Genomic DNA, 23215 nt, shown 5'->3' on the forward strand with positions numbered 1-23215 from the left:
GATCAACACTGTTGACCGCAAAGAGCTTGGGGGTGAGGATGCCGGATAGCTCAACATGTGTTGCCTGGGAGGTTTCTCGTGACCGGCCTCGATTATTTCGCGTGGATAATTCTTATAACACTGGTGATCGTCGCCGTGGCGGGGTTCATCATTCTCGCCATGCTGCCCGGTAAAATTGCCGCCAAACGCGGGCATCCGCAGGCCGAGGCCATCATGGTTGCCGGCTGGTGCGGGGCGTTGATGGGAGGTGTTCTTTGGCCGCTGGCGTTGATCTGGTCGATGACCCGGCCGGCACGCCGTCGGAAGGTGATTGTGCGATGATTATTTTTCTGACCCTGATCTACGTTGCGCTGCTGTTTGTTCTCATCAAGATCAAGGTGCTGCCGAACAAGCCAGCCACATGGCTCAGCACAATCGTCTGGATGGTCGGACTGTTTTTGTTCCTTTTCATACCAATGCAGTGGGGCGCTCCTTCTGGGTCGGCCCGGTTGATGACGCGGGCGGTTCAGATCGTTCCCAATGTCAGCGGACAGGTTGTTGAAATTGCGGCCGAACCCAACGTTCCGATGAAAGCAGGCGACCTGCTGTTCCGGATTGATCCTGAACCGTTCCAGATCGCCGTTGACCTTGCAAAGGCCACATTGGTGCGGGTCAAGGCGCAGGCGGAACAGGATCAGGACACGCTGGATGACGCCATTGCTAATCTAAGGAAGGCGGAAGCCAACGAAGTGCTGGCGCAAGCGCGGTATGAAGACGACTTGCAGCTGTTCGAAAAGGAAGTGATCTCCCAAAACCGTCTGGAACGGCGCGAAACCGAACTGGAAGCGGCTCAGGCGGCGACGGAGTCCGCCCGGTCTTCGGTCTCGAAGGCGCAAATTGAGCTTGGCGCAGTGACCGAGGACGGGGTCGTTGCCAAGGTGGCAGAGGCCCAGGCACAGCTTGACCAGGCGGTTTGGAACCTTGAGCAGACCGAAGTATTGGCACCGTCAGACGGGTTTGCCACAAATCTGGCCCTGACTGTCGGGCAACGGGTTACCAGCTTGCCACTGGCGCCTTCCGGGATATTTGTCGACACATCCGAAGAAATTCTGCTTGCCGAAATCCAGCAAATTTATCTGCGGCATGTAAAACCCGGTCAATTGGTCGAAATCACGCTCAAGATGTGGCCCGGCAAGGTGTTCACCGGAACGGTTGAGAACAGAATTGACCTTGCTTCGCAAGGGCAGGCATTGGTTACCGGAACGCTGGCAATGGGCGGGAGCATAGGCTCTGAGCCGTTCTTTGTTCGCATCCAGACGGACGAACCGCTGGATTTCACAAAAACGCCGGCAGGGTCGGTCGGCAGTGTTGCGATCTACACCGAGAGCGTGGCGACGACGCATATCATCCGCAAGATCATGATCCGGATGGAGGCGATCCTCAACTATCTGAATCCGGTTCTGTGACCGATAACCATGAGAACATCCAACCGGCTATTGTCGAGACTGGAATTGTCTGAAATAGAGAGGTTTCAGGCGCTGGTCTGATACGCGGGTGTGGCGGAATTGGTAGACGCAAGGGACTTAAAATCCCTCGCCTTTTAGGCTTACGGGTTCGAGTCCCGTCACCCGTACCAACGCAGTCTGATCTTTGGTTTGATCTCGGCCGCCGTTCTCGTTTCGGATAGGTTAGTGGACCGCTAGCAGGATCAGTGATTGCGAATCTCAAGGCGGGCTTCGAAGCCCGGGGACAAGTTGCGGAAGGTCAACGTTCCGCCGTGCAAGCGGGCGATGGCCGCAACCAGTGCCAGACCGAGGCCGGAATTCTGATCGGCACGTGCTTCGTCAAGGGTCACAAAAGGCCTGGCAAGGGTTTCCAGCGCGGCCTCGGGAACGCCGGGGCCGCGATCCCGGACCGACAGGCTGGCTGCATCCGGGCGACTCTCAAGACACAGCTCTATATCCGACCCGTCCGGAGCATAGCGAAGGGCGTTTTCCAGCAGGTTCGACAGAGCCTGAGCCAGCAGAGCCTTGTGACCGGGCAGGGCAGGTGCGTCGCCGATGACCGAAAGCGTGACTTCACGATCCTCGGCCACCGGTTCATACAGTTCAACCGCGTTTCTGGCGAGGTTGTTCAGATCTACCGGTTCGAACTGCGCGCGACCCATCCCCGCTTCGGCCCGAGAAATCTCGGTCAGGCGAGAGAACACGCGCAGCAGGTGGTCGACTTCGGCAACGGCGCGGTCTGCGGCCTGTTCACGATCTTCCTGCGATTGGTTCGAAACAAGCATGCTGACCTGACCACGTAGTCTGGTCAGCGGGCTGCGCAGATCATGGGACAGGCTGTCTGTCGTCATGCGAAGGTTTCCGACCAACTCTTCGATCCGATCCAGCATCGAGTTGAGAGTCAACGCCAGCCGGTCGAATTCGTCACCGCTGCCCCGCACAGGAATACGCTGCCCAAGTTCGCCAGACATGATGTCATCCGCGGTTTGAGAAATCTCCTTAACCCGGCTGAACACCAGACGCGTCAGAAGCCACGCCGTAAACAGCGAAAGAACCAGAGCCGTCAGGGCGGCAAGGCCCACAGATCGGGCCAGGGCGCGGTCGAACCGCAAGCGGGCCGATGCATCCCGACCCACAAGAACGCGTTCGCCGCCCGGCAGACGGATCGATGCAGCGGCAACCGGCACTGGACGGTCTTCGCCGGCGCGGATCAAATCCAGCTCGACCCATCCCGATCCGGCTTCGACGGTTGGCGGCCAGGCGGTGAGATTTCCGGCGATGACGGCACCACGGGCATCTGTCAGCAGATAGATGGCGTTGCGCTGATAAGCTTCCTCCGATCGCCGCTCGATGGCACGGGCAAGGCCGAGAATACCAAGGCGTTCGTAGTCATCGGCGAGACCGGCGATCTCGGCGTTGACCACGCTGCGGGTTTCGTCCTCGATAGTGGTCGTTGCGGTGACGTAGACCAGCGCCAGAACCAGACTGGTCAGAACGGTGCTCAACGCCATCGCGGCAAGAACCAACCGGGTGCGGGCGTTGCGCAGGATCACCCCCTTTGCGGCCCCCTCAGCCATCGGACATCATGTAGCCCGCGCCGCGAACGGTACGGATCAGGGGATTGTCAGGAGTGTCTCCGATCTGGCGCCGCAGTTTCGAAATATGAACATCCACGATGTTGGTGTTCGGATCGAAATGATAATCCCACACCCCTTCAAGCAGCATGGTTCTGCTGATTACCCGGTTCTTCCGGCGCAAAAAGAATTCGAGGATCTGGAATTCGCGCGGGGTCAGCGTGACCTGTTCGCCGGACCGCGTGACCTGCCGGGTCAGCAGGTCCATCTCCAGCGGGCCGCAAGACAGGCTGGTGTCGTCTTCGGTTTCCTGCGGGCGGCGCAGGAGTGCATCAATGCGCGCGTGCAGCTCCTGAAACGAAAACGGTTTGACGAGGTAGTCGTCTGCGCCGGCGCGCAACCCCTTGACCCGTTCATCCACGGCGCTCATTGCAGTCAGCATCAGCACGGGCGTTCGCAGCCCGGCCGCGCGAATGGACCGAACCACCGACAGCCCGTCGAGACCCGGCAGCATCCGGTCCAGCACGATCGCGTCATAGCCGCCATCGGTTGCAAGATAGAGGCCGTCCCGACCGTCAGGGGCCGTGTCGACCGAGAAGCCTTCCTCGGAGAACCCCTTGCAGACAAAATCTCGGGTCTCGGCATCGTCTTCGATGATCAGCAGGCGACGGCTCATTTTGGTGTTCCGGATCGATTTTAGGGGATTTCCCTTTGTCAAAGGGGGTATAGCGCATGAGGCTAGCAAGGGAAACGGGGTAGGGAAAGGCTGCCGGCCCCGCCAAGCGGATGTCCGGCAGCCCCGGGCGGCCGAGCGACTTGCCACCCAACCCGGCCGGAACGGCCTGCTCTGACCGTTCCGATCCGGGTCAACGCGGTTTCGCATGGCCAGCCATCCGTGAGTGGATCAGGGGACAGTCTGATAGGCCAAGCCTGCGAAACCGTGTCAGGATCAGGTGATTTCAACGGTCACGAATATCTGGTTTCCGCTCCGGTTGATCAGCAGCAGGGCAGGGTCCGTCTTTTCGCTCTGCAAGGCTGCCTTGAGCGCCTGTGGTGTCGGCGTATTCTCGCTGCCAAGGCGGACGATCACATCGCCGACCATGAGCCCGGCATCGACCGCCGGACCGGATTGAGCCAGAGACGTGATGACGACACCCTCTGTTCCCGCTCCGACTCCGGTCTCGGCTCGCGCCGTGTCGGTCAGGGGCGCCACGGTCACTCCCAGCTGCTTGCCCTTGGCGCTGGCGGGGATCGCCTTGGCTTCCTGATTGGTTTCATCAGCAAACGCACCTATGGTGACAGTCACGTCCGTTTCCTCGCCATCACGCATGACGGTGATCCGGGCATCGTCGCCAGCCTGTGACGCGCCTACCAGCCTTGGAAGGTCAGCCGAGGATTTCACCGCCGTCCCGTCATAGGCCACGATCACGTCCCCGGTGTGTAGCTGGCCCGCTGCCGGGCTGCTGTCGACCACGTCGGAAACCAGCGCGCCTTTTGCGGAATCAAGACCCATTGCCGAGGCGATGTCCGGAGTAACGCCCTGAATTGATACGCCGAGCCAGCCGCGATCAACCATCCCGTCCTCGCGCAGGTCTTCAACGATGTCCTCGACGATATTGGAGGTTACGGCAAAACCCAGCCCAACGGATCCGCCAGTCGGCGAATAGATCGCGGAATTCACGCCCACGACTTCACCCTCCATGTTGAACAGGGGGCCGCCCGAATTGCCTTTGTTGATGGCGGCGTCAGTCTGGAGGAACTCTGCATACGGGCCCTCTGAAATGTTGCGGCCTTTGGCCGAGACAATGCCGGTGGTCACTGTTGAACTCAGGCCGAACGGGTTGCCAACTGCCACCACGTCTTCGCCAACGCGAATGGCATCGCTGTCACCTAGCTCCACGGCGGGCAGGGCCGTTTCCGCATCGATCTTGAGCAGGGCGAGATCCGTCATCTGATCCGTTCCGACTATCTTGGCGGTGTATTCGCGATCATCACCCAGACGGACAGTGATCGTATCGGCACCGTCGACAACGTGGTGATTGGTGACGATCCAACCTGCCTGATCTATGACAAAGCCTGACCCGAGGCCCTGGCGCGGGCCGCCGTCACGGAACGGTGCCGGCATTCCATCGGGTGCCCCGAAACGACGGAACAACTCGCCAAAGGGGTGGCCTTCGAACTCGTCGAACTTGTTCGAAACAGGTTCGGGCTTGTCCTGTGTAGCCAGAATGGTGACGACAGAGGGCGCGACCTCTTCGACCAGATCGGCAAGAGCCGCATCAGCAAGGGCAGGCATCGCCGCGGTGCCGAACATCAGGGCTGTCAGGCCGGATGCGGCCAAGGTGGATTTCATGGACATGGGCATTCTCCTAAGACTGCTCCCCCGTGAACCGGGGTTGCATCAAGGAGTAATCAGGCAACCTGTCCGTTTCCTTAGTGTTGGATTAATCTTTCTTCATCTGCGCGTTTCGGCGCGCCGACACCAGGCAGACGGCGACTGGCGCTCCTTAACATCGGGTTCTGCCTGTTCCGCAAGGTCTTGTCCGATCTGACTTCACATCCATTCAAAAAACTGTATATGTATTGCCAACCTAGTATAGTTGTTGGACCGACCATGCAAAAACCACTTGTCGTTGCAAAGCGTTACATGCCGATTTTGTCATGGGGCCGCCATTATGGCCGCACCGAGTTGTCGGGGGATATTACAGCCGCAGTGATCGTTACGATCATGCTCATTCCGCAATCTCTGGCCTATGCGTTGCTGGCAGGGCTGCCAGCCGAGGTCGGGCTATATGCGTCGATCCTGCCGCTGTTCGCCTATGCGTTGTTTGGAACCAGCAAAGCACTTGCCGTAGGGCCAGTAGCGGTTGTGTCGTTGATGACAGCATCGGCGCTGGAGCCTTTGGGGCTTGGCACCTTGAGTGAATATGTAGCGGCGGCAGCTGTTTTGGCACTTTTGTCCGGCATATTCTTGTTGGCGATGGGAATGTTGAGCCTTGGGGTCATTGCGAATTTCCTGTCGCATCCTGTGATCGCGGGCTTCATAACCGCATCGGGGCTGCTGATCGCAGCCGGGCAGATGAAGCACATTCTTGGGATCGAAGCATCCGGGCACAATCTTCCTGAAATCCTGCACGGGTTATGGAGCAATTTTGCCGAATTCAGTCCAATCACATTGATGCTCGGCGCAGCGACCCTCGGATTTCTAGTCTGGGTGCGCAAGGGTATGGCAAACTGGCTGCAAGGCCGATTCCGATTGAGCGCCGCAACTGCGGGAACGGTTGCAAGGGTAGGGCCGGTTTTTGCGGTTATTGCGACCACGCTTGTGGCATGGCTGTTCGACCTACCACAATCCGGCGTGTCGGTTGTCGGTGAAGTGCCGACAGGTTTGCCGCCAATCGGAGTGCCACCTTTTGATCTATCTCTGATCAAGGCGATGGCGGTTCCGGCAATCCTGATTTCAGTTATTGGCTATGTCGAAAGCGTGTCAGTGGCGCAGACACTGGCCGCGAAACGCAGGCAAAGAATCGAGCCGAACCAGGAACTGATTGCACTTGGGGCCGCGAATATTTCCTCTGGTATTTCGGGCGGTTATCCCGTTACAGGCGGATTTGCACGTTCTGTGGTGAACTATGATGCAGGTGCAGAAACACCTGCCGCCGGGGCCTACACGGCCGTTGGGCTGATGCTGGCGGCTCTGTTTCTGACGCCGCTGTTGTACTTTTTGCCCAAAGCAACACTCGCCGCCACGATTATCGTGGCTGTGCTGTCGCTGGTTGATCTTTCGATCCTGACGCGCAGTTGGGCATATTCCCGCGCGGATTTCCTGGCGGTTATGGCAACGATCTTGCTGACATTGCTCATCGGGGTCGAGGTGGGCGTGGCCAGTGGTGTGATCCTGTCGCTGTTGCTGTTTGTCTGGAAAACGTCGCGACCGCATGTTGCCGAGGTCGGGCAGGTTCCGGGCTCGGAGCATTTCCGAAACATTCACCGTCATGAGGTGATCACCGATCCCAGAGTGTTGACCCTTCGCGTGGACGAAAGCCTGTATTTCGCAAACGCGCGGCGCATGGAAGACCTGATAGTCAACAGGGCGCACGCTTCGCAAGACGAGCTTAAACATGTTATTCTGATGTTCTCCGCCGTAAACGAAGTGGACATGAGTGCATTGGAATCCCTCGAAGCGGTGAACGCACGATTGCAGGATATGGGAATCTCCTTACACTTGTCTGAGGTGAAGGGGCCGGTGATGGACAGACTGAAGCGCAGTCACTTTTTGGAAGAATTGACCGGAGAGGTTTTCCTGTCTCAGAATGACGCGTTCGCAGTTCTGCGAAACCGACAGGACCGCGCAGCCGAGTAACTGAACTGGGTGGTGACATCTATGTCTTCGACAACTGCGCAGGGGCCGGTTCTGCCTGGAGGCTTTCGTCATGGCTGTGACACAGGTTCGCAACTAACCTGACACGGCTGTCGGAGGGGCAACCGGTTCTCGGTGTGTGAGCGATACCTGAACCGCTACTCCTATTGGCGTTTAGGGTAGGGGGACCGGCTCGCTTCCTCCATCATCTTTTCGCGGAACACCTCAGCTGGAGTCTTCCATCCCAAGCATTTTCGGGGCGTCGCGTTGAGGCGGTCACAGATCATTTTCAGTTCATGATCTGAGATTGCCGTAATGTCGCGCTTCCGGGGAAGCCATCTCCGAACCCGGCGATTGGTGTTCTCGACCGTGCCTTTCTGCCAGGGTGAGGAGGGATCGCAAAACCATGTCTGTGTTCCGATCTCGGCTTGCAGATGGGGCCAGCTGACGAATTCCGAGCCTCTGTCGAAAGTGATGGATTTCCGGGCCAGGTGGGGCAGGTCGTGCACCGCCTTCATGATCTTGCCCATCACAGGTTTCGTGCGCTTGTTCGGGTTCTTCAACAGGACCGTGAACCGGCTGACGCGTTCGACCAGAGACGTGACATTTGACTGGCCAAGAGCCTGCTTGAACAGCATTAGATCAGCTTCCCAATGGCCGAACTGACGTCTGTGTGCGACATCATCCGGACGAAACAGGATGCTGACATCACGGTCGAACTTGGGAGCCTGGCGCTTTCTGGCGCGGCGCGGTCGACGGTACTTTTTGTGCTCAGGCAGATACCACCAGAGCTCATCGGCCATGCCTTCTTTGGAGTAGATGTAGCGATAGATCGTTTCCTGGCAGACACGCTGTCTTGCACCCTCATAGATCATACGATTGCCGATCTGCTCTGGCGTCCAGCCATTCTTCAGCCGTTCAACAACACTCTTGCGTAACTCTGGATGGCGGATCAGTTTTCGTTGCCGGGCGCGCCGATCTGCCGTCATCAGTTGCGCGGCCGCACCATAGTAACCATCGCATTTCGGCAGGCAGGGATCCGAGAAAAAGTTTCGTTTGATCTCTCGGTGAATGGTGGCTTTTGAGCGCTTCAGTACACGCGCCATCTCACGAACTGGGACCTTTGCATGTCTCCAGCGTTCAATTCTACGGCGTTCTTCGATGCTCAGTTGCGTGTATACGGCGCCCATGCCATGATCCTCTCATTAGATAACCCTTTGGTTTCTAATAGGAGTCGCGCTTGGAAGTAGCGCGCACCGTTCATATGCCATAACGCCTATAATCAGTATTATGTAAATAATGATACTGACGCAGCGTTTGCCAACACGCACTTGGATGATCTCAACCGGCCTATTATCCTGCAACAGGAATTGTTATCAACACCGGCGCGCAGAGGTCTGATATGGAATTGAAAAACCGAGTGGTTGTTGTCACCGGCGCTGCCAGTGGGATTGGCAAGGCGCTGGCACAGAGATTTGCACGTGAAGGCGCTCGCAGCGTTGTTTGCGCCGATCTGGATCTTGATGGTGCACGCAAGGTTGCAGATGAAGTTGGTGGCGCCGCATATCAAGTCGATGTCAGCAAGGAACACGACATCGCAGAGCTCGTGGCCAGTGTTGAGGATGAGGTTGGCGGCATCGATCTGTTCTGTTCCAATGCGGGGATTCTGACACTTGGCGGTATTGAAGTTGAAAATGATGATTGGCAGCGCATCTGGGACATCAACGTCATGGCCCACGTTTGGGCAGCCCGGCATGTTGTTCCGCGAATGATTGCGCGTGGCGGCGGCTATCTGCTCAATACTGCGTCTGCTGCGGGACTTTTGAATCAGGTCGGAGCCGCTCCGTATGGTGTTACGAAACACGCGGCAGTCGGTTTAGCTGAATGGTTGGCGATGACCTATGGCGATCAGGGTATCGGAGTATCCGTCCTGTGCCCACAGGCCGTGCGATCCGAGATGACGCGAGGCTTTGAGGACTCAGTCGCTTCTTTGGACGGAATGCTGGAACCAGAACCTGTCGCGGACGCCTGTGTCGAGGCGATCCGGTCACAGCGTTTTCTGGTTCTTCCTCATCCTCAAGTGGCTGACTACATCAAGCTCAAAGCGGATGACTATGACCGTTGGTTGGGCGGAATGCGAAAACTCAACCGAGCTTTTGGTGATGAACCATTTGGTGTGAAGAAACCGGTGGAATTAGATGAGAAGTAGGGCGTTTCCTGCTAATATTAAATGCTTTTACTCGATTATTGCACCATGTATGAGAGCCTTGAGTTCGGACCTGGAGGGATAAGAACTGGATGGCGAAAGCTGTGTGAAAAACACCACGCTCAGATCCAGTTCCCGATCAACCCAGAAAAAGGTCGAGGCCATACCACCCCAGCTGAAATCGCCGACGGATCCCGGAGTGCGCATTCGGGCCGGATCGAGCAGCACGGCGCCGCCGAGGCCAAAGCCCATTCCCTCCATTGGTTGCTCAGCGAAGCTCTGTGGTCCCATTGAGGCGATATCACCGGGCAGATGATTGCGCATCATGAAGTCAATCGTACGCGGTGAAAGCAGGCGAACTCCGTCCAACTCCCCTCCCCTCCGCAGCATCTCTGCAAAACGCAGATAGTCGTCGATGGTACCAACCAGACCACCACCACCTGAAAACATGCTGGTGGATTCGAACGGCGAAGACCCCGCCATGTCCGTCAACCGAAGCGTTTCACTGCCTGTGCGCGCCGCGTTCAAAGCCATCGCATCGCCTTCCAGCGGCGTATAGAGAGAGGCGAAGCGGTCTCCGGCGCCCTTTGGCACAGAGAAACCAGTCTGGGTCATACCCAGCGGCCCAAGAATTTCGTCGCGAAAGAAACGGTCCAGAGATTTTCCGGAAACCACCTCGATGACGCGGCCAAGTACATCTATGCCCACCGAGTATTCCCAGCGACTGCCGGGCTGAAAGGCCAACGGCAGCGCGGCCAAGGTATCAACCATATTCTCGAGCGGGCCGTGATTGGGGCGAAACATGAGGTCCTGCGCATCCATTTGAGCAGGTAACACACCGGGGTTAAAAGGATAACTCAGGCCGGAGCAATGTGTGAGCAGCTGATGGAGTGTCGGTGCTCGGGACGGTTCAGTCTGGTCGAGCCTCTTGGCGCCGGACGTCAGCGCCAGCATTTCAGAAAACGCAGGAATGAAATTGGAAACCGGCGCGTCCAGATGAAACAGCCCGCGCTCGACCAACATCATTATTGCAACCGAGGTTACCGGTTTCGTCATGGAATAGATGCGCGCAACCGTATCGCGTTGAAACGGCAGCTCGGCTTCGATGCTGCGGTTGCCCGTGGCATGAAAAAACACTTCCTGCCCACCGCGTGCGACAAGGGCCGACGACCCTGCATATTTTCGCTCGGCGACATAGCGATCCATCCAGTGTCGGATCCGGTCCAGACGATTGTTGTCAAACCCTGCCTCGCATGCGTTTGCAATTTCCATCAGACTGCTTCTCCCATGCGCTCGTCCGGTCGGCCTCGTCGTCACCACAGATTTCAATTTGCCGGGCTGCATCGTGATTTGTCGAGCGTTTGGCGGCGGATTTTCGCAGACATACGCATTTGCACGTAACCCAATGCTGGCCATTTGCGAACAGGGAACGGCAATACGGCCCCTGCCCTGACAATCCCGGCCGTCTGTTGTTTTCCTGAGATGCCGCTGCGTCGTGCCGGTCTTGCAATTGACGCAACGCGAAACCGGACCCTACCGTGACCGGGCAGCTAGCAGAAATGCCAGGACAGGAGCGCGCGGACCATGAAACTCTACTATGCACAGAACAGTCGGGCGGTGCGCGTGGCATGGCTTCTGGAAGAACTCGGGCTGGATTACGAATTTGAGAAATTCGAGCTTGGCAGCCGCGGAATGCGTGAACCCGATTACCTTGCCATTCACCCCATGGGTCGTGTGCCTGCCCTGCAAGACGGCGACGTCACGGTCTTCGAATCCGGGGCCATCGTGCAATATATACTGGCTTTGTATGGGCACGGTCGCTTGCAGCCCAAGGTCGGGACGCAGGAGTATGCCAACTACCTGCAATGGCTACATTACTGCGAAGGCATGATCATGCCGCCAATCAATTCGATCGTGGTCGAAACAATCCTGTTGCCGCCTGAGCGGCGCAACGAGGTGAATGTGAAACGTGCTACCAAACTCCTCAACCAGATGCTGATTGCCGTCGAACGCCATATGGAAGGCCGTGAGTTTCTGGCAGGCGAGTTTTCGGGCGCCGATGTCATGACTGGCCACTCGGTCATCATGTCGGGCCGGCTGGGCGCCGACATGGACGACAAGCCGAACCTGCAGAGCTATGCGGACAGGCTGATGGCCCGGCCTGCCCTGCAGAAAGCCTGGTCGCTCTGAAGCTGGGTGCCGCGACGGGCCGCTATCTATCCAAGGCACTCAGGCCATGCTGGGCGAACATCGGAACATAAGTCCCTAATTTCAAAGCCTTTTCAGGATTGGACGCGTTGCCATCCAATCCCCGTTTGAGCACGCCTTGGATAATGGCGGCCATGCGGAAGAAGGTGAACGAAAGATAATAGCCGAAATTGTCGACACCGGGCAGGCCGCGCCGCTCACAGTAATGGTGAATGAATTCCTCATCCGATGGCAGGCCCAATGCGCTTCGGTCCACGCCGGCAAGACCTCGCCCGACAGGTCCCGCAGGCAATTGCCATTGCATGATCACCGCTGCGAGGTCGGCATAGGGGTGACCGATGGTGGACAGTTCCCAGTCGAGCACGCCCAAACAACTGGTTCCCTCACGGGCGAACATCATGTTGTCGATGCGGTAATCCCCGTGCACGAGGGTGCGTTGTCCATCGTCCTCCGGCATCCGGTCAACCAGCGCCTGCATCAACGTATCCATCGCCTCAATCGTTTGGGTTTCGCTGGCCCGGTACTGTTTTGACCAGCGCCCGACCTGCCGTTCAAAGTAGTTACCGGGCGGACCGTAGTCGGACAGGCCCACCGCATCGATATCGACCATGTGCAAGGCGGCTAAAACCCGGTTCATCTCGTCAATCACGGCGCTTCGGGTTTCATTGCTTTCGCCCGTCATTGTTGGTTCGAAAAAATTCCGGCCGTCGAGATGCTCCATCACGTAAAAGGCCGAACCGATGACCGTGTCGTCCTCGCATAGCAGGTACATTCTGGCAACCGGCACATCCGTGTGGGCCAACGCCCTTTGAACGCGAAACTCACGATCCACGGCATGGGCTGATTTAAGCAATATTCCCGGTGGCTTGCGGCGCAGAACGTATTTTTTTTCGGGTGTCATGAGCAGAAAAGTCGGATTGGACTGACCGGTTTCGAATTTCCGAACCTCAAGGGGCCCCTGATATCCCGGAAGGTTCGCGGTCAGATAGGTTTCGACTGCGTCTAGATCGAGGGTCTGGGTATCGTCGCTCATTGTGTCCTCCCGCCTGATCAGCTTTTGAACTCGGATGCCAGATGCGCGCCCGCAGCTTTGTATTCCCGGTCGATCCGGTCCACGAGCTCGCCTGCGGAACAGATCTCGTGAACATCACCGATGCCTTGCCCTGATCCCCAGATCTCTTTCCAGGCTTTCGGTTTCGACGAACCGCTGGAAAAATTCATCGACGTCGCATCCGCTGTAGGCAGGTTTTCGGGATCAAGCCCGACCCGGGTCACGGATTTCTTGAGGTAGTTCCCCCATACGCCTGTAAACAAAGAGGAATACACAATATCATCGGCCTTGCTGTCAACGATCATCTGCTTGTATTCCTGCTGGGCGTTCGCCTCATGCGTAGCAATGAACGGGGATCCGGCATAGCCGAAATCTGCCCCAAGGGCACGTGCGGCAAGCAGGGCTTCGCCACTGGCAATCGCGCCCGAAAGCGCAACCGGTCCGTCAAACCAACTTCGGATCTCGCGCATAAGCGCAAAGGGCGATTGCTGACCTGCGTGCCCTCCTGCCCCGGCAGCAACGGCGATCAACCCGTCCGCTCCCTTGTCGATCGCTTTTTTCGCAAAGCTGTTGTTAATCACGTCGTGCAGCACGATACCCCCGCAGGAGTGAGCCGCTTCGTTCACTTCGACCCGTGCGCCGAGCGATGTAATCCAGACGGGAACCTTCCAGCGGGTGCAGATCTCCAGATCCCGTTCCAGCCGCGCATTCGACCGATGGACAATCTGGTTGACTGCAAACGGTGCCGCCGGTTGATCCGGGTTGTCCTGATTGTGCCGGTCAAGCTCCTCCGTGATCTGTTTCAGCCACGCCTCAAGACGTGGCGGCTCGCCCTCGGCCTCGCGGGCATTGAGCGCAGGAAACGAGCCGATGATCCCGGCCTTGCACTGGGCAATGACCAGTTCGGGAACCGAGATGATGAATAGCGGCGAACCAATCAGAGGCAGCCGCAATCCGCGCAGGGCCGGTGGCAGGCGGCTCTCGTCTCGGGACCAGGTCATATCTTTCATTTCAACAACTTATCCGTGGGAGTTATGTGAATTTCGCGGCTCATTCAAAGGCGGCCGCAAACAGATTGTGCCCCGAAGAAACGTTAATGCCGCCCGACACCGGGATCACGGCGCCGGTGACATAGGCGCCGCCCCGACCACAGAGAAACCCCATGCATCCGGCGATATCTTCGGGCAGGCCCACTCGGCCCAGAGGCACCCCTGCCCCGACCTTGGCGCGCATCTTCTCGTCGGCGGTGGCAAAGGCAGTCATCTTGGAAACAAACGGGCCTGGCGCCAGTGCGTTTACCGTGATGTGGCGGTGCGCAAGCTCTTTGGCGAGGATCTTGGTCAGGTGCAGCACTGCTGCCTTGGACGCCGCATAGCTATAGGCGCCGTCGCCCATCGGGATCTCTCCCATAACCGACCCCACGTTGACCACTCGCGCCGGATCCTCGGCGTTGGCAGAGCCGGCAAGCAGCGGCAATAGCTGTCGGGTCAGATCGAACAGGCCGGTCACGTTGACATTCATCACCTTTTCCCATGCCTCATAGGGAAAGCTCTGCATCGGCTCACCCCATGAAACACCCGCATTGTTCATAAGAATATCAAGTTGTTGCGTCCGGGACTTGACCTCGGAAACCAGTGCATCAATGCCCGCAGCCGAGCCCACATCTCCGGCAAACCCTTCAGCTGTTCCCGGTGCATCAAGCGCATTCAGCTCGGCGGCGACCGTTTCGCACGCCTCTCCCTTGCGGGATGCAATCAGCACACGCGCGCCGGCCCGGACCAGCCCTTCGGCTGCCATTCGTCCAATGCCGGTGGCGCCCCCGGTGACAAGGGCGGTCTTGCCCTCCAGTGAAAACAAATCCTGTGGTGTCATGCCATTTCTCCCTCAAAATCCACGCAAACCAGCGACGACACCGGCGTGATGGCCATAATCTCCGAGCCATTCCGCCGCCACCCGGGCGCGCTTCATGTAAAACCCCATGTCAAAGGCATCAGTCATTCCGATACCTCCATGCATTTGGACACCTTCCCGAACTGCAAGCTGAGCGGTATCCGTGGCCCGAGCCTTGGCCAGGGAAACGGCCAACGTGGCGTTTTCCGGGTCGTTGTCCAGTTTTCGGCCAGCGTTGAGAATGGCGGTTGTTGTCAGTTCCAGCTCGCACCACAGATGCGCCGCCCGGTGCTGCAGCGCCTGAAACGCGCCGATCGGAACCCCGAATTGTTTTCTGTCCCTGAGATACTCAGTTGTCATGGCGAATGCGCCAGCGGCCAGCCCTGCCATCTCTCCCGCCAGAGCAGCTTGACCCGCCTCGATTGCCGGGCGAAGGACGGTCATGGCGTCATCGACCTGCCCCACCACGTGCTCTCCGGTGGCTTCGACTGCATCAAACTCAATATCAGCGGCATCGCGGCTGTCGATCATCGGGCGGGCGTGTCGCGATACGCCGTCGCTGGACGCCAGCAGATCAAACAACGTCAGCCCGCCATCTGTCCGCGCAAGTACTAGCAGCCGATCCGCATGCCCTCCATCCCCAACAAACCGCTTTCTGCCGTTCAGTCGGAACGTGTTCCCCTCGGCGCGGGCTTGCAGGCTCGTCGCCTGTGGATCGAACTTGGCGCCTTCGTCCAACGCCAGAGCATAGGTGGTTTCTCCGCTGGCTATGCCGGCAAGCGCGTCCTGCGCCCGGTCATCCGAGGCCTGTCGCAACGCCGTGGCCGCCATCACTGCCGTGGACAGGAACGGGCTGGTCACCAGTGTCTTGCCCATTTCACTTGCCAAAATACCCGCAGCTGCATGACCCATATCGGAACCACCGGCAGATTCCGGCACCAGAATCCCGGTCCAGCCGAGATCGGCCATGGCTTTCCACAAATCAGGGTCCGCGTTGCGCCCCTCATCCCGCAATTTTCGCAAATGCGCAACCGGTGCGGCCTCGGCCAGAAAAGTGGATGCAGCATCGGCCAGCATCCGTTCTTCGTCGGTGAAAAACAGTTTTTTGCTCATCGCCCTTACCCCGGAAGCCCCAGAACACGTTTGGCAATGATCGAGAGCATCACCTCGGATGTCCCCCCCTCAATCGAATTCGCCCTGCTTCTGAGCCAGTTCGGGGCGCGTGTGTCGTCCCAGTCCAGAGCGTCGGACCCGCCTGCATCCATCACCAGCTCCAGACGCCGCTTGTTCAGCTCGGTCCCCATGTATTTCAACATGGCCGAAGCATCGCCGACACCCTGCCCAGCTTCGGCCTGATCCTTGTAACGCTCCAGCGTTAATTCCAACGCCAGCGTATCAACTTCGGCCCGCATCGCATCAGCGCGCAGAACCGGGTCGCTGAGCCCGGTTTCGCTGTCACCCAAAACCGCACCAAGTGCCCGGCCGCTGCCCATGGAACCGCCTGCCGCTGCAATCATTTCGCGCTCATGAGTCAGCAGATACTTGGCCACATCCCAACCGCGATTGATCTCACCCACGACCGACGAAACGCCCGGTGCATGTTCCTTGGGCACCGAAACATCGTCGAAAAAAGTTTCACAAAAAGGCGAGGCGCCCGAGATTAGCCGGATCGGGCTGGTGCTTACGCCCGGCGCGCTCATGTCGACCAGCAGAAACGATATCCCCTTGTGCTTGGCGGCATCCTTGTCACTGCGCACCAGAGCGAAGATCCAGTCGGCCTGATCGGCATAAGAGGTCCAGACTTTCTGACCTTTGACGCTCCAGTGATCTCCCTTGTCTTCGCAGCGGGTCTGCAGACTGGCAAGATCCGATCCGGCGCCCGGCTCGGAATACCCCTGCGCCCAGCGAATTTCGCCGCGAGCGATAGGTGGCAGAAAGTGACGATTCTGCTCTTCGGTGCCGAAATGAAGAAGCGCAGGCCCTAGCATCCAGATGCCAAAGCTCTGCAGCGGATATCGGGCATTAATGCGCCGGATTTCCTGATGAAAGATCTTTTCCTGATCACGATTCAGCCCCGCCCCGCCATACGCACGTGGCCATGTCGGAACGGTGTAACCCTTGGCGACGCAACGTTCCATCCAGACGCGTTGCGCTTCCGAAGTGAACGTCCAGCGTTGTCCGCCCCAGCAGATCGCGTTCTCGGAATTGCCGCCATCACGCATCTCTGCCGGGCAATTCTCATCCAGCCACGCGCGCAGCTCGGCGCGAAAGGCGTCAAGATCCATTGATGTTCCTCCCGTGTCGAGAGGCAGGATTGCATTCCGAAATAGCGTTGACAACGACGAACGCGCCTCGGAACACTACGTCACAAAACGCGGGCCGATAGGAACCCGTCCCGGAATGATCAGGGAGACCCTCCGATGAAAGCTATGCTCAGCGCCGCCCCGGGCGGGCCGGAAACGCTTGAACTCACCGAACTACCCGACCCCGAGCCGGCAAAGGGACAGTTGCTGATCCGGGTTCACGCCGCGGGTGTGAACTTTCCCGATACATTGATCATTCGCGATCTTTATCAGATGAAACCGCCCCGTCCTTTCGCTCCCGGAGGTGAAGTTGCGGGCGAAGTACTGGCCGTCGGCGAAGGGGTTACCGGTTTTACGCCCGGAGATCGCGTTCTGGCGCTGACGGGACATGGCGGGTTCGTCACGCATTTGACCCTGCCCGCCAACATGGCAATTCCGATATCGGATGCCATGCCTTATGAAGAGGCCGCCTGTTTCATCTTTACCTACGGCACCTCGTATCATGCGCTCAAGGATCGCGCGCAGATCAAGCCGGGCGAAAGCCTGCTGGTTCTCGGGGCGGCCGGTGGCGTCGGCGCTGCGGCGATCGAACTGGGCAAAGCCGCGGGCGCACGCGTGATCGCAGCCGTATCAACCGAAGAAAAAGCCGCTTTTTGCAAGGAACTGGGTGCCGATGAAACCCTGGTGTATCCGCGTGAACTGGACAAGGCCGCGCAAAAGGCGCTCTCCACCGAGATAAAGTCACTGTCCAAGGCCGAAGGCGTGGATGTGGTGTATGATGCGGTTGGCGGTGCCTATGCCGAGCCCGCACTTAGGGCGATGGCGTGGAAGGGTCGTTACCTGGTGGTCGGATTTCCCGCCGGTATCCCGTCCATTCCGCTGAATCTGACCCTTCTCAAAGGCACCCAGATCGTCGGGGTGTTCTGGGGCGCGTCGGTGTTTCGCGAGCCAAAGGGACATGCCGAGAACATGGCAGATCTCATGGCCCTTTACGCTCAGGGAAAGATCCGACCGCGCATTCATGCCCGTTACAATCTGGAAGACGCGCCCGCAGCACTTGAAATGATGCAAGACCGAATGGTTATGGGCAAAATCGTCGTCACCATGAGTTGAACCCACAGGGCGATGCTCAGGGCGCTGCTCAGGGCGGAGTCAGACGTCATCACAGATGAGAACAATCGTTGAAGCCCAGCACGGTCATCCGATCCTGTTTGATCACCAGGCGGCTGATCGACCCGTTTGCGGCTCGGTTGAAGGCAAAGGGTTCGGCCCCGCAGGCCATCGCCATGGCCGCACCGATCACGCCTTGATGCACAAATGCAGCCACCCGCTGGTCCGGATGCGCCGCGGCGATGCGCAAAAGCCCGCTCCGCACCCGTTCATGTAGCGCTGCGGTGGTTTCCGCGCCGGGGATCTCGCCCCATTCCTGCCGATCCCGCGCGCGCTTAAGGGCAGGATCCCCCTCGGCAACGCGGATGCGGTACTCTCCGTTGTCCCACTCTCCCAGATGGACCTCGCGCAGATCGGCCTCGATGAAAGGTTCCATTCCAAGCCGCTCGGCCAACGGCGCAGCGGTCTGGTGGGTTCTCTGCAGCGGTGTAACGTAGAGTGCATCGAAACGTTCATGCCCCAACCGTTCCGCAACAGCGCGAGCCTGTGCCCGGCCATTGGGGTGAAGTTCGGGATTGCCCTGACCATCCTGCATCGGGAAGCTGACGCCCGGCTGAACGGCGGCGCTTTCGCCGTGCCGGATCAGCAACAAGTCCACAGCGCCCTGTGGTGGCGCGTAAACCGACTGGCGATACTCGTGAGTCATCGTGATCTTCCTTTTTCATTCCGGCGGCTCAGAGCTATCGGTCAGACCACCACGATGACAAGCCCGGAATACACCTAAGCCCATCGATCAATGGAAAGCCGCCTCAACTTAGCCATCAGGAACTTTGCGTTGGAACAGGTTACGTTTGTGCTGCCTGCCATTGTGAGACAGCCGGCGAAGGGGTAAGCCCATGATGACATGACAATCGGCAAGGTGAGACCCGGAATGAGCGCACTGGAACAGGCGATTGAATTTCTAACCCCGCAGGTTGGAGGTGAACTTGGTGTATCAGACTGGATCACCGTTGATCAGCAGATGATCGACGATTTCGCCCGCACCACCCGTGACATGCAGTGGATCCATGTTGATCCGGCTCGCGCAGCAACCGATTCCCCGTTTGGCGGAACCATTGCCCATGGTTTCCTGACCCTCTCTCTTGCCAGCCGGTTCTTTTACGACTGTCAGGTTGATCTTCCCGGTCAGGCAATGGGGATCAATTATGGATTCAACAAATTGCGTTTTCTGGCTCCGGTACCAGCCGGTTCACGTCTGCGAGGACGCTTCGAGCTGACCGGCATCAAACCCAAACCGTCAGGGAAACTGCTGCGGGAAATGCGGCTTACCATCGAAATCGCGGGACAGAATACTCCCGCGTTAATCGCTGAGTGGCTCGGAATGGTTGTATTCACCGACGCGGGCTGAGCATAGTTGCCACCCTGCGTCAGAATTGCGCATCCCTAAAACATGTTTCGAGAAATATCAACACGACAATAAGCCTATCTGGACAGCCACATCGTTTCGTGGCTACAAAAACGTCTGTATGGGGATTGTGCATATGAGTAAAATACTGGTCCTAAATGGACCAAACCTGAACCTGTTGGGCACACGTCAGCCCGAGGTCTATGGCTCGACCACTCTTGCGATGGTCGAAGCCAACTGCATCGCCCATGGTGAAAAGCTCGGTCTTTCGGTCACATGCCATCAGAGCAACCATGAAGGCGCACTGGTTGATGCGATCCATGAAGCCCGAACAACTCACGCGGGAATCGTCCTGAATGCGGGGGCATACACCCACACCTCGATTGCCCTGATGGATGCAATTGCTTCGGCCGAGTTGCCGGTGGTCGAGGTTCACCTGTCTAACATTCATGCGCGTGAGGCTTTCCGCCACCGTTCCTATATCGCGCCTGTTGCGTTGGGGCAGATCGCCGGCTTCGGAGCGCAAGGTTACTTGATGGCTTTGGATGCCCTTAAGGTGCACCTGTCGGAGTCCGGCGCGGAATGAAATTCAAGGATTATCTGCACTTCCTGTCATATGCCAAATCGCTCGAAGAACTCTGGTCAGCGCATACCGAGCAGATGGCGAATTTTGGATTTGACAAACTGATCTACGGGTGCACCCGGTTCCGGACAGCCACATCTTTGGGCGACCCTGAGGATTTCGTGATCCTGACCAACCATTCGCAGGACTATGTCGATGGTTTTCTGCGCAATGGACTCTATTTTCATGCTCCGATGCTGAAATGGGCTCTGCATCACGAAGGGGCGGCAAGCTGGCGTCTGATCGGTCAGATGATGCAAAACGAAACGTTGTCGGCAGAAGAACGCCGGGTTTATGAATTCAATGCCCGTCTGGGTGTGACAGTTGGATTCACCGTCAGTTTCACTTCGGTTTCTGAGCGTTCCAAGGGGGCGATCTCGCTCTGCGCCAGCAGTGGACAGACCCAGGACGAAATCGACGCGATCTGGGACGAGCATGGGCAAGATCTGCTGCTGATGAACAACATCGCACATCTGAAGATCCTGAGCCTGCCCTACACCGCTCCGAACCGCGTTCTGACCAAACGTCAACGCGAAGCGTTGGAATGGGTCGGTGACGGCAAGACAACACAGGATATCGCCCTGCTGATGGGGCTGACCTCTGCTACTGTCGAAAAACACCTGCGGCTGGCCCGCGAAGCCTTGTCGGTTGAAACCACGGCTCAGGCCGTTCTCAAGGCATCGCTGCACAACCAGATGTTCGTGATGGAGGCCTGAGCCTCCGAACCGGAAAACGGCTTATGACCGGGCACTAATCGGGCTTCGGTGTGCATTCTGTTTCCAGTGTTGACCTTAGGTAAGGAATACATGACTTCCCATTTTCGGACAAACACGCAATATGGACATGTTCCGTGAGTGGTGGCTTTGGCCAGGGGACATCGGGGAAAGAACCTTGTAATTTCAAGGCTCTCTGAACCGTCCGGTTTGGGTACGTATTGTTCCGAACTCAGGCCGGAAGATTGAGCGGTCTCATCCATCCCCATCAAAATGGGGCCGCTGATCAAGAAAGCGGGGTCGTGTCCGTCACGGCCCCGCGTTTATGAGTCCTGAGCATATTGATTGACTCGCGTTTCCAGAGTGCCTTTTTCGCGCTTGCGATGTGCCCGGGTTAAGGAAATCAATATCCCGAGAACAGGTGAACCCGCCTCGTTGCGCGGTTCCGAATGCTGGAATTCGCCGAAGCCCATAGAAAAAGGCGCCGGGAACACACCCGACGCCTTTCTTTTCAATTATTTGGACCTGAGAGTATTTCAGATCAGCCTTGCGCGGCTTTGGCAACCTCGGCGGCAAAGTCTTCCTTTTCCACCTCAATGCCTTCACCAACTTCCAGACGGATGAAACCAGTGATCTCGGCGCCTGCGTCCTTGGCGGCCTGACCAACAGTCACGTCGGGGTTCACGACGAAAGGCTGGCTCAGCAGAGTGGACTCAGCGATGAACTTCTTCATGCGGCCGACGATCATCTTTTCGATCACCTGCTCCGGCTTGCCGGATTCGCGGGCGATGTCCATCTGAACCTGCTTTTCCTTCTCGACGACTGCCGGATCCAGATCTGCTTCGGACAGAGCAGCTGGGTTCACAGCCGCAATGTGCATCGCAACCTGCTTGCCCAGAGCTTCGTCGCCGCCTTTCAGAGCCACCAGGACGCCGATCTTGCCCATGCCGGACGTGGCGGCGTTGTGCACATAGGTCACAACGGTATCGCCCTCGATCGCGGCCATGCGGCGCACCGACATGTTCTCACCGATGGTGGCGATCTTGTCGGTCAGCGTGTCGGCAATGGACTTGCCGCCAAGATTGGCTGCCAGCAGACCGTCGACATCAGCAACGTTCAGGGCAGCCTTGGCGATGCCGCCAACCATTTCCTGGAAATCGGCGTTCTTGGCAACAAAGTCGGTTTCCGAGTTCACTTCAACGGCGACGCCCTTGCCACCATCGACGACGACGGCCACAAGACCTTCGGCGGCGGTGCGGCCGGATTTCTTGGCGGCTTTGGCCAGACCCTTGGTACGCAACCAGTCAACGGCGGCATCCATGTCGCCGTCGGTTTCGGTCAGCGCCTTTTTGGCGTCCATCATACCTGCGCCGGTGGAGTCGCGCAGTTGCTTCACGAGTGCAGCGGTGATTGCCATCTTTCGGCTCTCCTCAATTCAAATGCGTAGACGGGGCAGATGCGACCTGCCCCGCTGTCGTTTCCGTTCAGGACCGATCAGGCTTCGGCCGGAGTTTCTGCCGCAGCTTCGCCTTCGGCGGCAACGGCTTCTTCAACCGGTGCTTCTTCCAGCTCGCCGAGATCCACACCGGCAGCGCCCAGCTGATCCGACATGCCGTCGAGTGCAGCACGAGCGGCCAGATCGCAATAGAGCGCGATGGCGCGGGCAGCGTCGTCATTGCCGGGGATGATGTAATCGACACCATCGGGCGAGCAGTTCGTGTCCACAACGGCCACGACCGGGATGCCCAGCTTGTTGGCTTCGGCAATCGCCAGCGCTTCTTTCTTGACGTCGATGACGAAAAGCAGGTCCGGGGTGCCGCCCATCTCGCGGATGCCGCCCAGCGAGGCCTGCAGTTTGCCCTGATCGCGTTCCATGCCAAGACGTTCTTTCTTGGTCAGGCCTTCCGCGCCCGATTCCATAGCCTCATCGATCTGCTTGAGGCGGTTGATCGACTGGGAAACAGTTTTCCAGTTGGTCAGGGTGCCGCCGAGCCAGCGATGGTTCATGTAGTACTGCGCCGATTTCTCGGCAGCATCGGCAATCGGGGTCGATGCCTGACGCTTGGTGCCGACGAACAGAACGCGGCCGCCTTTTGCGACGGTTTCACGAATCACGTTCAGCGCCTGATCGAGCAGCGGAACTGTCTGGGTCAGGTCGAGAATGTGGATGCCGTTGCGCGAGCCGTAGATATACGGACCCATGCGCGGGTTCCAGCGCTGGGTCTGGTGGCCAAAATGAACGCCTGCTTCAAGCAGCTGGCGCATGGAGAACTCAGGAAGAGCCATGCT

At 58.2% G+C, this 23215-nt stretch carries 22 protein-coding genes and 1 tRNA gene; 10 read left to right on the forward strand and 13 right to left on the reverse strand.

What is annotated here, in order from left to right:
- Positions 1–78 precede the first annotated feature (78 nt).
- The 3 genes from ACP15U_RS16995 to ACP15U_RS17005 all read left to right on the forward strand — a co-directional run bounded on the left by ACP15U_RS16995 (position 79) and on the right by ACP15U_RS17005 (position 1615).
- A complete protein-coding gene (locus ACP15U_RS16995) occupies positions 79–321 on the forward strand; it encodes a DUF3302 domain-containing protein (RefSeq protein ID WP_425046350.1) in 243 nt (80 codons plus the stop codon).
- Positions 318–1445, forward strand: a complete 1128-nt coding sequence (locus ACP15U_RS17000) for an HlyD family secretion protein (protein ID WP_425046351.1) — start codon at positions 318–320, stop codon at positions 1443–1445. The genes ACP15U_RS16995 and ACP15U_RS17000 overlap by 4 nt, the downstream gene beginning before the upstream one ends.
- An 84-nt stretch (positions 1446–1529) precedes the next feature.
- A tRNA-Leu gene (locus ACP15U_RS17005) sits at positions 1530–1615 on the forward strand.
- A 72-nt stretch (positions 1616–1687) separates the two neighbouring features.
- Here ACP15U_RS17005 and ACP15U_RS17010 read toward each other — a convergent pair.
- The 3 genes from ACP15U_RS17010 to ACP15U_RS17020 all read right to left on the reverse strand — a co-directional run bounded on the left by ACP15U_RS17010 (position 1688) and on the right by ACP15U_RS17020 (position 5417).
- On the reverse strand, positions 1688–3061 hold the full coding sequence (locus ACP15U_RS17010) for an ATP-binding protein (RefSeq protein WP_425046352.1): 1374 nt from the start codon (positions 3059–3061) through the stop codon (positions 1688–1690).
- Positions 3054–3734, reverse strand: a complete 681-nt coding sequence (locus ACP15U_RS17015; RefSeq protein ID WP_425046353.1) for a response regulator transcription factor — start codon at positions 3732–3734, stop codon at positions 3054–3056. Before ACP15U_RS17015 ends, ACP15U_RS17010 begins: the two co-directional genes overlap by 8 nt.
- Positions 3735–4007: 273 nt before the next feature.
- On the reverse strand, positions 4008–5417 hold the full coding sequence (locus ACP15U_RS17020) for a Do family serine endopeptidase (RefSeq protein ID WP_425046354.1): 1410 nt from the start codon (positions 5415–5417) through the stop codon (positions 4008–4010).
- Positions 5418–5672: 255 nt separating this feature from the next.
- Between ACP15U_RS17020 and ACP15U_RS17025 the strand changes: the two genes are divergently transcribed.
- Complete coding sequence (locus ACP15U_RS17025) at positions 5673–7421, forward strand: SulP family inorganic anion transporter (RefSeq protein ID WP_425046355.1); 1749 nt, start codon at positions 5673–5675, stop codon at positions 7419–7421.
- Positions 7422–7582: 161 nt separating this feature from the next.
- On the opposite strand, the gene ACP15U_RS17030 is transcribed toward ACP15U_RS17025, so the two are convergent.
- The gene (locus ACP15U_RS17030) at positions 7583–8608 is read right to left on the reverse strand and encodes an IS30 family transposase (protein ID WP_425046356.1); all 1026 of its coding nucleotides are present in this window, start codon (positions 8606–8608) and stop codon (positions 7583–7585) included.
- Between the two features lie 212 nt (positions 8609–8820).
- Here ACP15U_RS17030 and ACP15U_RS17035 point away from each other — a divergent pair, with 212 nt between their 5' ends.
- Positions 8821–9627: an SDR family oxidoreductase gene (locus ACP15U_RS17035; protein ID WP_425046357.1), complete on the forward strand. Its 807-nt coding sequence runs from the start codon at positions 8821–8823 to the stop codon at positions 9625–9627.
- Positions 9628–9654: 27 nt separating this feature from the next.
- Here ACP15U_RS17035 and ACP15U_RS17040 read toward each other — a convergent pair whose 3' ends face one another.
- Positions 9655–10896 carry a serine hydrolase domain-containing protein gene (locus ACP15U_RS17040; protein WP_425046358.1) on the reverse strand — a complete coding sequence of 414 codons (1242 nt, stop codon included), beginning with the start codon at positions 10894–10896 and terminating at the stop codon, positions 9655–9657.
- Between the two features lie 312 nt (positions 10897–11208).
- Between ACP15U_RS17040 and ACP15U_RS17045 the strand changes: the two genes are divergently transcribed.
- Positions 11209–11814 carry a glutathione S-transferase family protein gene (locus ACP15U_RS17045; protein ID WP_425046359.1) on the forward strand — a complete coding sequence of 202 codons (606 nt, stop codon included), beginning with the start codon at positions 11209–11211 and terminating at the stop codon, positions 11812–11814.
- A gap of 22 nt (positions 11815–11836) precedes the next feature.
- Here ACP15U_RS17045 and ACP15U_RS17050 read toward each other — a convergent pair whose 3' ends face one another.
- From ACP15U_RS17050 to ACP15U_RS17070, 5 genes are read right to left on the reverse strand one after another with little or no spacing between them, the layout of a single operon-like run.
- Complete coding sequence (locus ACP15U_RS17050; protein WP_425046360.1) at positions 11837–12865, reverse strand: phosphotransferase family protein; 1029 nt, start codon at positions 12863–12865, stop codon at positions 11837–11839.
- Between the two features lie 17 nt (positions 12866–12882).
- Positions 12883–13884, reverse strand: a complete 1002-nt coding sequence (locus tag ACP15U_RS17055; protein ID WP_425046460.1) for an NAD(P)H-dependent flavin oxidoreductase — start codon at positions 13882–13884, stop codon at positions 12883–12885.
- A 49-nt stretch (positions 13885–13933) separates the two neighbouring features.
- On the reverse strand, positions 13934–14755 hold the full coding sequence (locus tag ACP15U_RS17060) for an SDR family NAD(P)-dependent oxidoreductase (RefSeq protein WP_425046361.1): 822 nt from the start codon (positions 14753–14755) through the stop codon (positions 13934–13936).
- A gap of 12 nt (positions 14756–14767) precedes the next feature.
- Positions 14768–15886, reverse strand: coding sequence for an acyl-CoA dehydrogenase family protein (locus tag ACP15U_RS17065; RefSeq protein ID WP_425046362.1), 1119 nt, complete (start codon positions 15884–15886; stop codon positions 14768–14770).
- Between the two features lie 5 nt (positions 15887–15891).
- Positions 15892–17058 (reverse strand): acyl-CoA dehydrogenase family protein, encoded by a 1167-nt coding sequence (locus tag ACP15U_RS17070; RefSeq protein ID WP_425046363.1) that lies wholly within the window; start codon positions 17056–17058, stop codon positions 15892–15894.
- A gap of 135 nt (positions 17059–17193) precedes the next feature.
- Here ACP15U_RS17070 and ACP15U_RS17075 point away from each other — a divergent pair, with 135 nt between their 5' ends.
- A complete protein-coding gene (locus ACP15U_RS17075) occupies positions 17194–18189 on the forward strand; it encodes an NADPH:quinone oxidoreductase family protein (RefSeq protein WP_425046364.1) in 996 nt (331 codons plus the stop codon).
- A 49-nt stretch (positions 18190–18238) separates the two neighbouring features.
- On the opposite strand, the gene ACP15U_RS17080 is transcribed toward ACP15U_RS17075, so the two are convergent.
- The gene (locus ACP15U_RS17080; RefSeq protein ID WP_425046365.1) at positions 18239–18892 is read right to left on the reverse strand and encodes a histidine phosphatase family protein; all 654 of its coding nucleotides are present in this window, start codon (positions 18890–18892) and stop codon (positions 18239–18241) included.
- Between the two features lie 225 nt (positions 18893–19117).
- Here ACP15U_RS17080 and ACP15U_RS17085 point away from each other — a divergent pair, with 225 nt between their 5' ends.
- From ACP15U_RS17085 to ACP15U_RS17095, 3 genes are all read left to right on the forward strand, one after another.
- Positions 19118–19594 carry a MaoC family dehydratase gene (locus ACP15U_RS17085; protein WP_425046366.1) on the forward strand — a complete coding sequence of 159 codons (477 nt, stop codon included), beginning with the start codon at positions 19118–19120 and terminating at the stop codon, positions 19592–19594.
- A 133-nt stretch (positions 19595–19727) separates the two neighbouring features.
- On the forward strand, positions 19728–20177 hold the full coding sequence (gene aroQ / locus ACP15U_RS17090; protein ID WP_425046367.1) for a type II 3-dehydroquinate dehydratase: 450 nt from the start codon (positions 19728–19730) through the stop codon (positions 20175–20177).
- Positions 20174–20929 carry a helix-turn-helix transcriptional regulator gene (locus tag ACP15U_RS17095; RefSeq protein ID WP_425046368.1) on the forward strand — a complete coding sequence of 252 codons (756 nt, stop codon included), beginning with the start codon at positions 20174–20176 and terminating at the stop codon, positions 20927–20929. The genes aroQ and ACP15U_RS17095 overlap by 4 nt, the downstream gene beginning before the upstream one ends.
- Before the next feature lie 538 nt (positions 20930–21467).
- Here the strand turns inward: ACP15U_RS17095 and tsf are convergent.
- Both tsf and rpsB read right to left on the reverse strand, forming a co-directional pair.
- Positions 21468–22343, reverse strand: coding sequence for a translation elongation factor Ts (gene tsf, locus ACP15U_RS17100; protein WP_425046369.1), 876 nt, complete (start codon positions 22341–22343; stop codon positions 21468–21470).
- A gap of 77 nt (positions 22344–22420) precedes the next feature.
- Positions 22421–23212, reverse strand: coding sequence for a 30S ribosomal protein S2 (rpsB, locus tag ACP15U_RS17105; RefSeq protein WP_425046370.1), 792 nt, complete (start codon positions 23210–23212; stop codon positions 22421–22423).
- Positions 23213–23215 lie beyond the last annotated feature (3 nt).

It is taken from the genome of Primorskyibacter sp. S87, from assembly GCF_049801055.1.
GTDB lineage: Bacteria > Pseudomonadota > Alphaproteobacteria > Rhodobacterales > Rhodobacteraceae > JBNAGF01.

Bases quoted from the DNA above. Each gene is read 5' to 3' on its own strand.
- ACP15U_RS17050 (WP_425046360.1), bottom strand. From the start codon at position 12,865: ATGAGCGACGATACCCAGACCCTCGATCTAGACGCAGTCGAAACCTAT.
- ACP15U_RS17000 (WP_425046351.1), top strand. From the start codon at position 318: ATGATTATTTTTCTGACCCTGATCTACGTTGCGCTGCTGTTTGTTCTC.
- ACP15U_RS17010 (WP_425046352.1), bottom strand. From the start codon at position 3,061: ATGGCTGAGGGGGCCGCAAAGGGGGTGATCCTGCGCAACGCCCGCACC.
- ACP15U_RS17055 (WP_425046460.1), bottom strand. From the start codon at position 13,884: ATGACCTGGTCCCGAGACGAGAGCCGCCTGCCACCGGCCCTGCGCGGA.
- ACP15U_RS17020 (WP_425046354.1), bottom strand. From the start codon at position 5,417: ATGTCCATGAAATCCACCTTGGCCGCATCCGGCCTGACAGCCCTGATG.
- ACP15U_RS17070 (WP_425046363.1), bottom strand. From the start codon at position 17,058: ATGGATCTTGACGCCTTTCGCGCCGAGCTGCGCGCGTGGCTGGATGAG.
- ACP15U_RS17065 (WP_425046362.1), bottom strand. From the start codon at position 15,886: ATGAGCAAAAAACTGTTTTTCACCGACGAAGAACGGATGCTGGCCGAT.
- ACP15U_RS17060 (WP_425046361.1), bottom strand. From the start codon at position 14,755: ATGACACCACAGGATTTGTTTTCACTGGAGGGCAAGACCGCCCTTGTC.
- ACP15U_RS17025 (WP_425046355.1), top strand. From the start codon at position 5,673: ATGCAAAAACCACTTGTCGTTGCAAAGCGTTACATGCCGATTTTGTCA.
- ACP15U_RS17015 (WP_425046353.1), bottom strand. From the start codon at position 3,734: ATGAGCCGTCGCCTGCTGATCATCGAAGACGATGCCGAGACCCGAGAT.
- tsf (WP_425046369.1), bottom strand. From the start codon at position 22,343: ATGGCAATCACCGCTGCACTCGTGAAGCAACTGCGCGACTCCACCGGC.
- rpsB (WP_425046370.1), bottom strand. From the start codon at position 23,212: ATGGCTCTTCCTGAGTTCTCCATGCGCCAGCTGCTTGAAGCAGGCGTT.
- ACP15U_RS17040 (WP_425046358.1), bottom strand. From the start codon at position 10,896: ATGGAAATTGCAAACGCATGCGAGGCAGGGTTTGACAACAATCGTCTG.
- ACP15U_RS17075 (WP_425046364.1), top strand. From the start codon at position 17,194: ATGAAAGCTATGCTCAGCGCCGCCCCGGGCGGGCCGGAAACGCTTGAA.
- aroQ (WP_425046367.1), top strand. From the start codon at position 19,728: ATGAGTAAAATACTGGTCCTAAATGGACCAAACCTGAACCTGTTGGGC.
- ACP15U_RS17045 (WP_425046359.1), top strand. From the start codon at position 11,209: ATGAAACTCTACTATGCACAGAACAGTCGGGCGGTGCGCGTGGCATGG.
- ACP15U_RS17030 (WP_425046356.1), bottom strand. From the start codon at position 8,608: ATGGGCGCCGTATACACGCAACTGAGCATCGAAGAACGCCGTAGAATT.
- ACP15U_RS17080 (WP_425046365.1), bottom strand. From the start codon at position 18,892: ATGACTCACGAGTATCGCCAGTCGGTTTACGCGCCACCACAGGGCGCT.
- ACP15U_RS17085 (WP_425046366.1), top strand. From the start codon at position 19,118: ATGAGCGCACTGGAACAGGCGATTGAATTTCTAACCCCGCAGGTTGGA.
- ACP15U_RS17095 (WP_425046368.1), top strand. From the start codon at position 20,174: ATGAAATTCAAGGATTATCTGCACTTCCTGTCATATGCCAAATCGCTC.
- ACP15U_RS17035 (WP_425046357.1), top strand. From the start codon at position 8,821: ATGGAATTGAAAAACCGAGTGGTTGTTGTCACCGGCGCTGCCAGTGGG.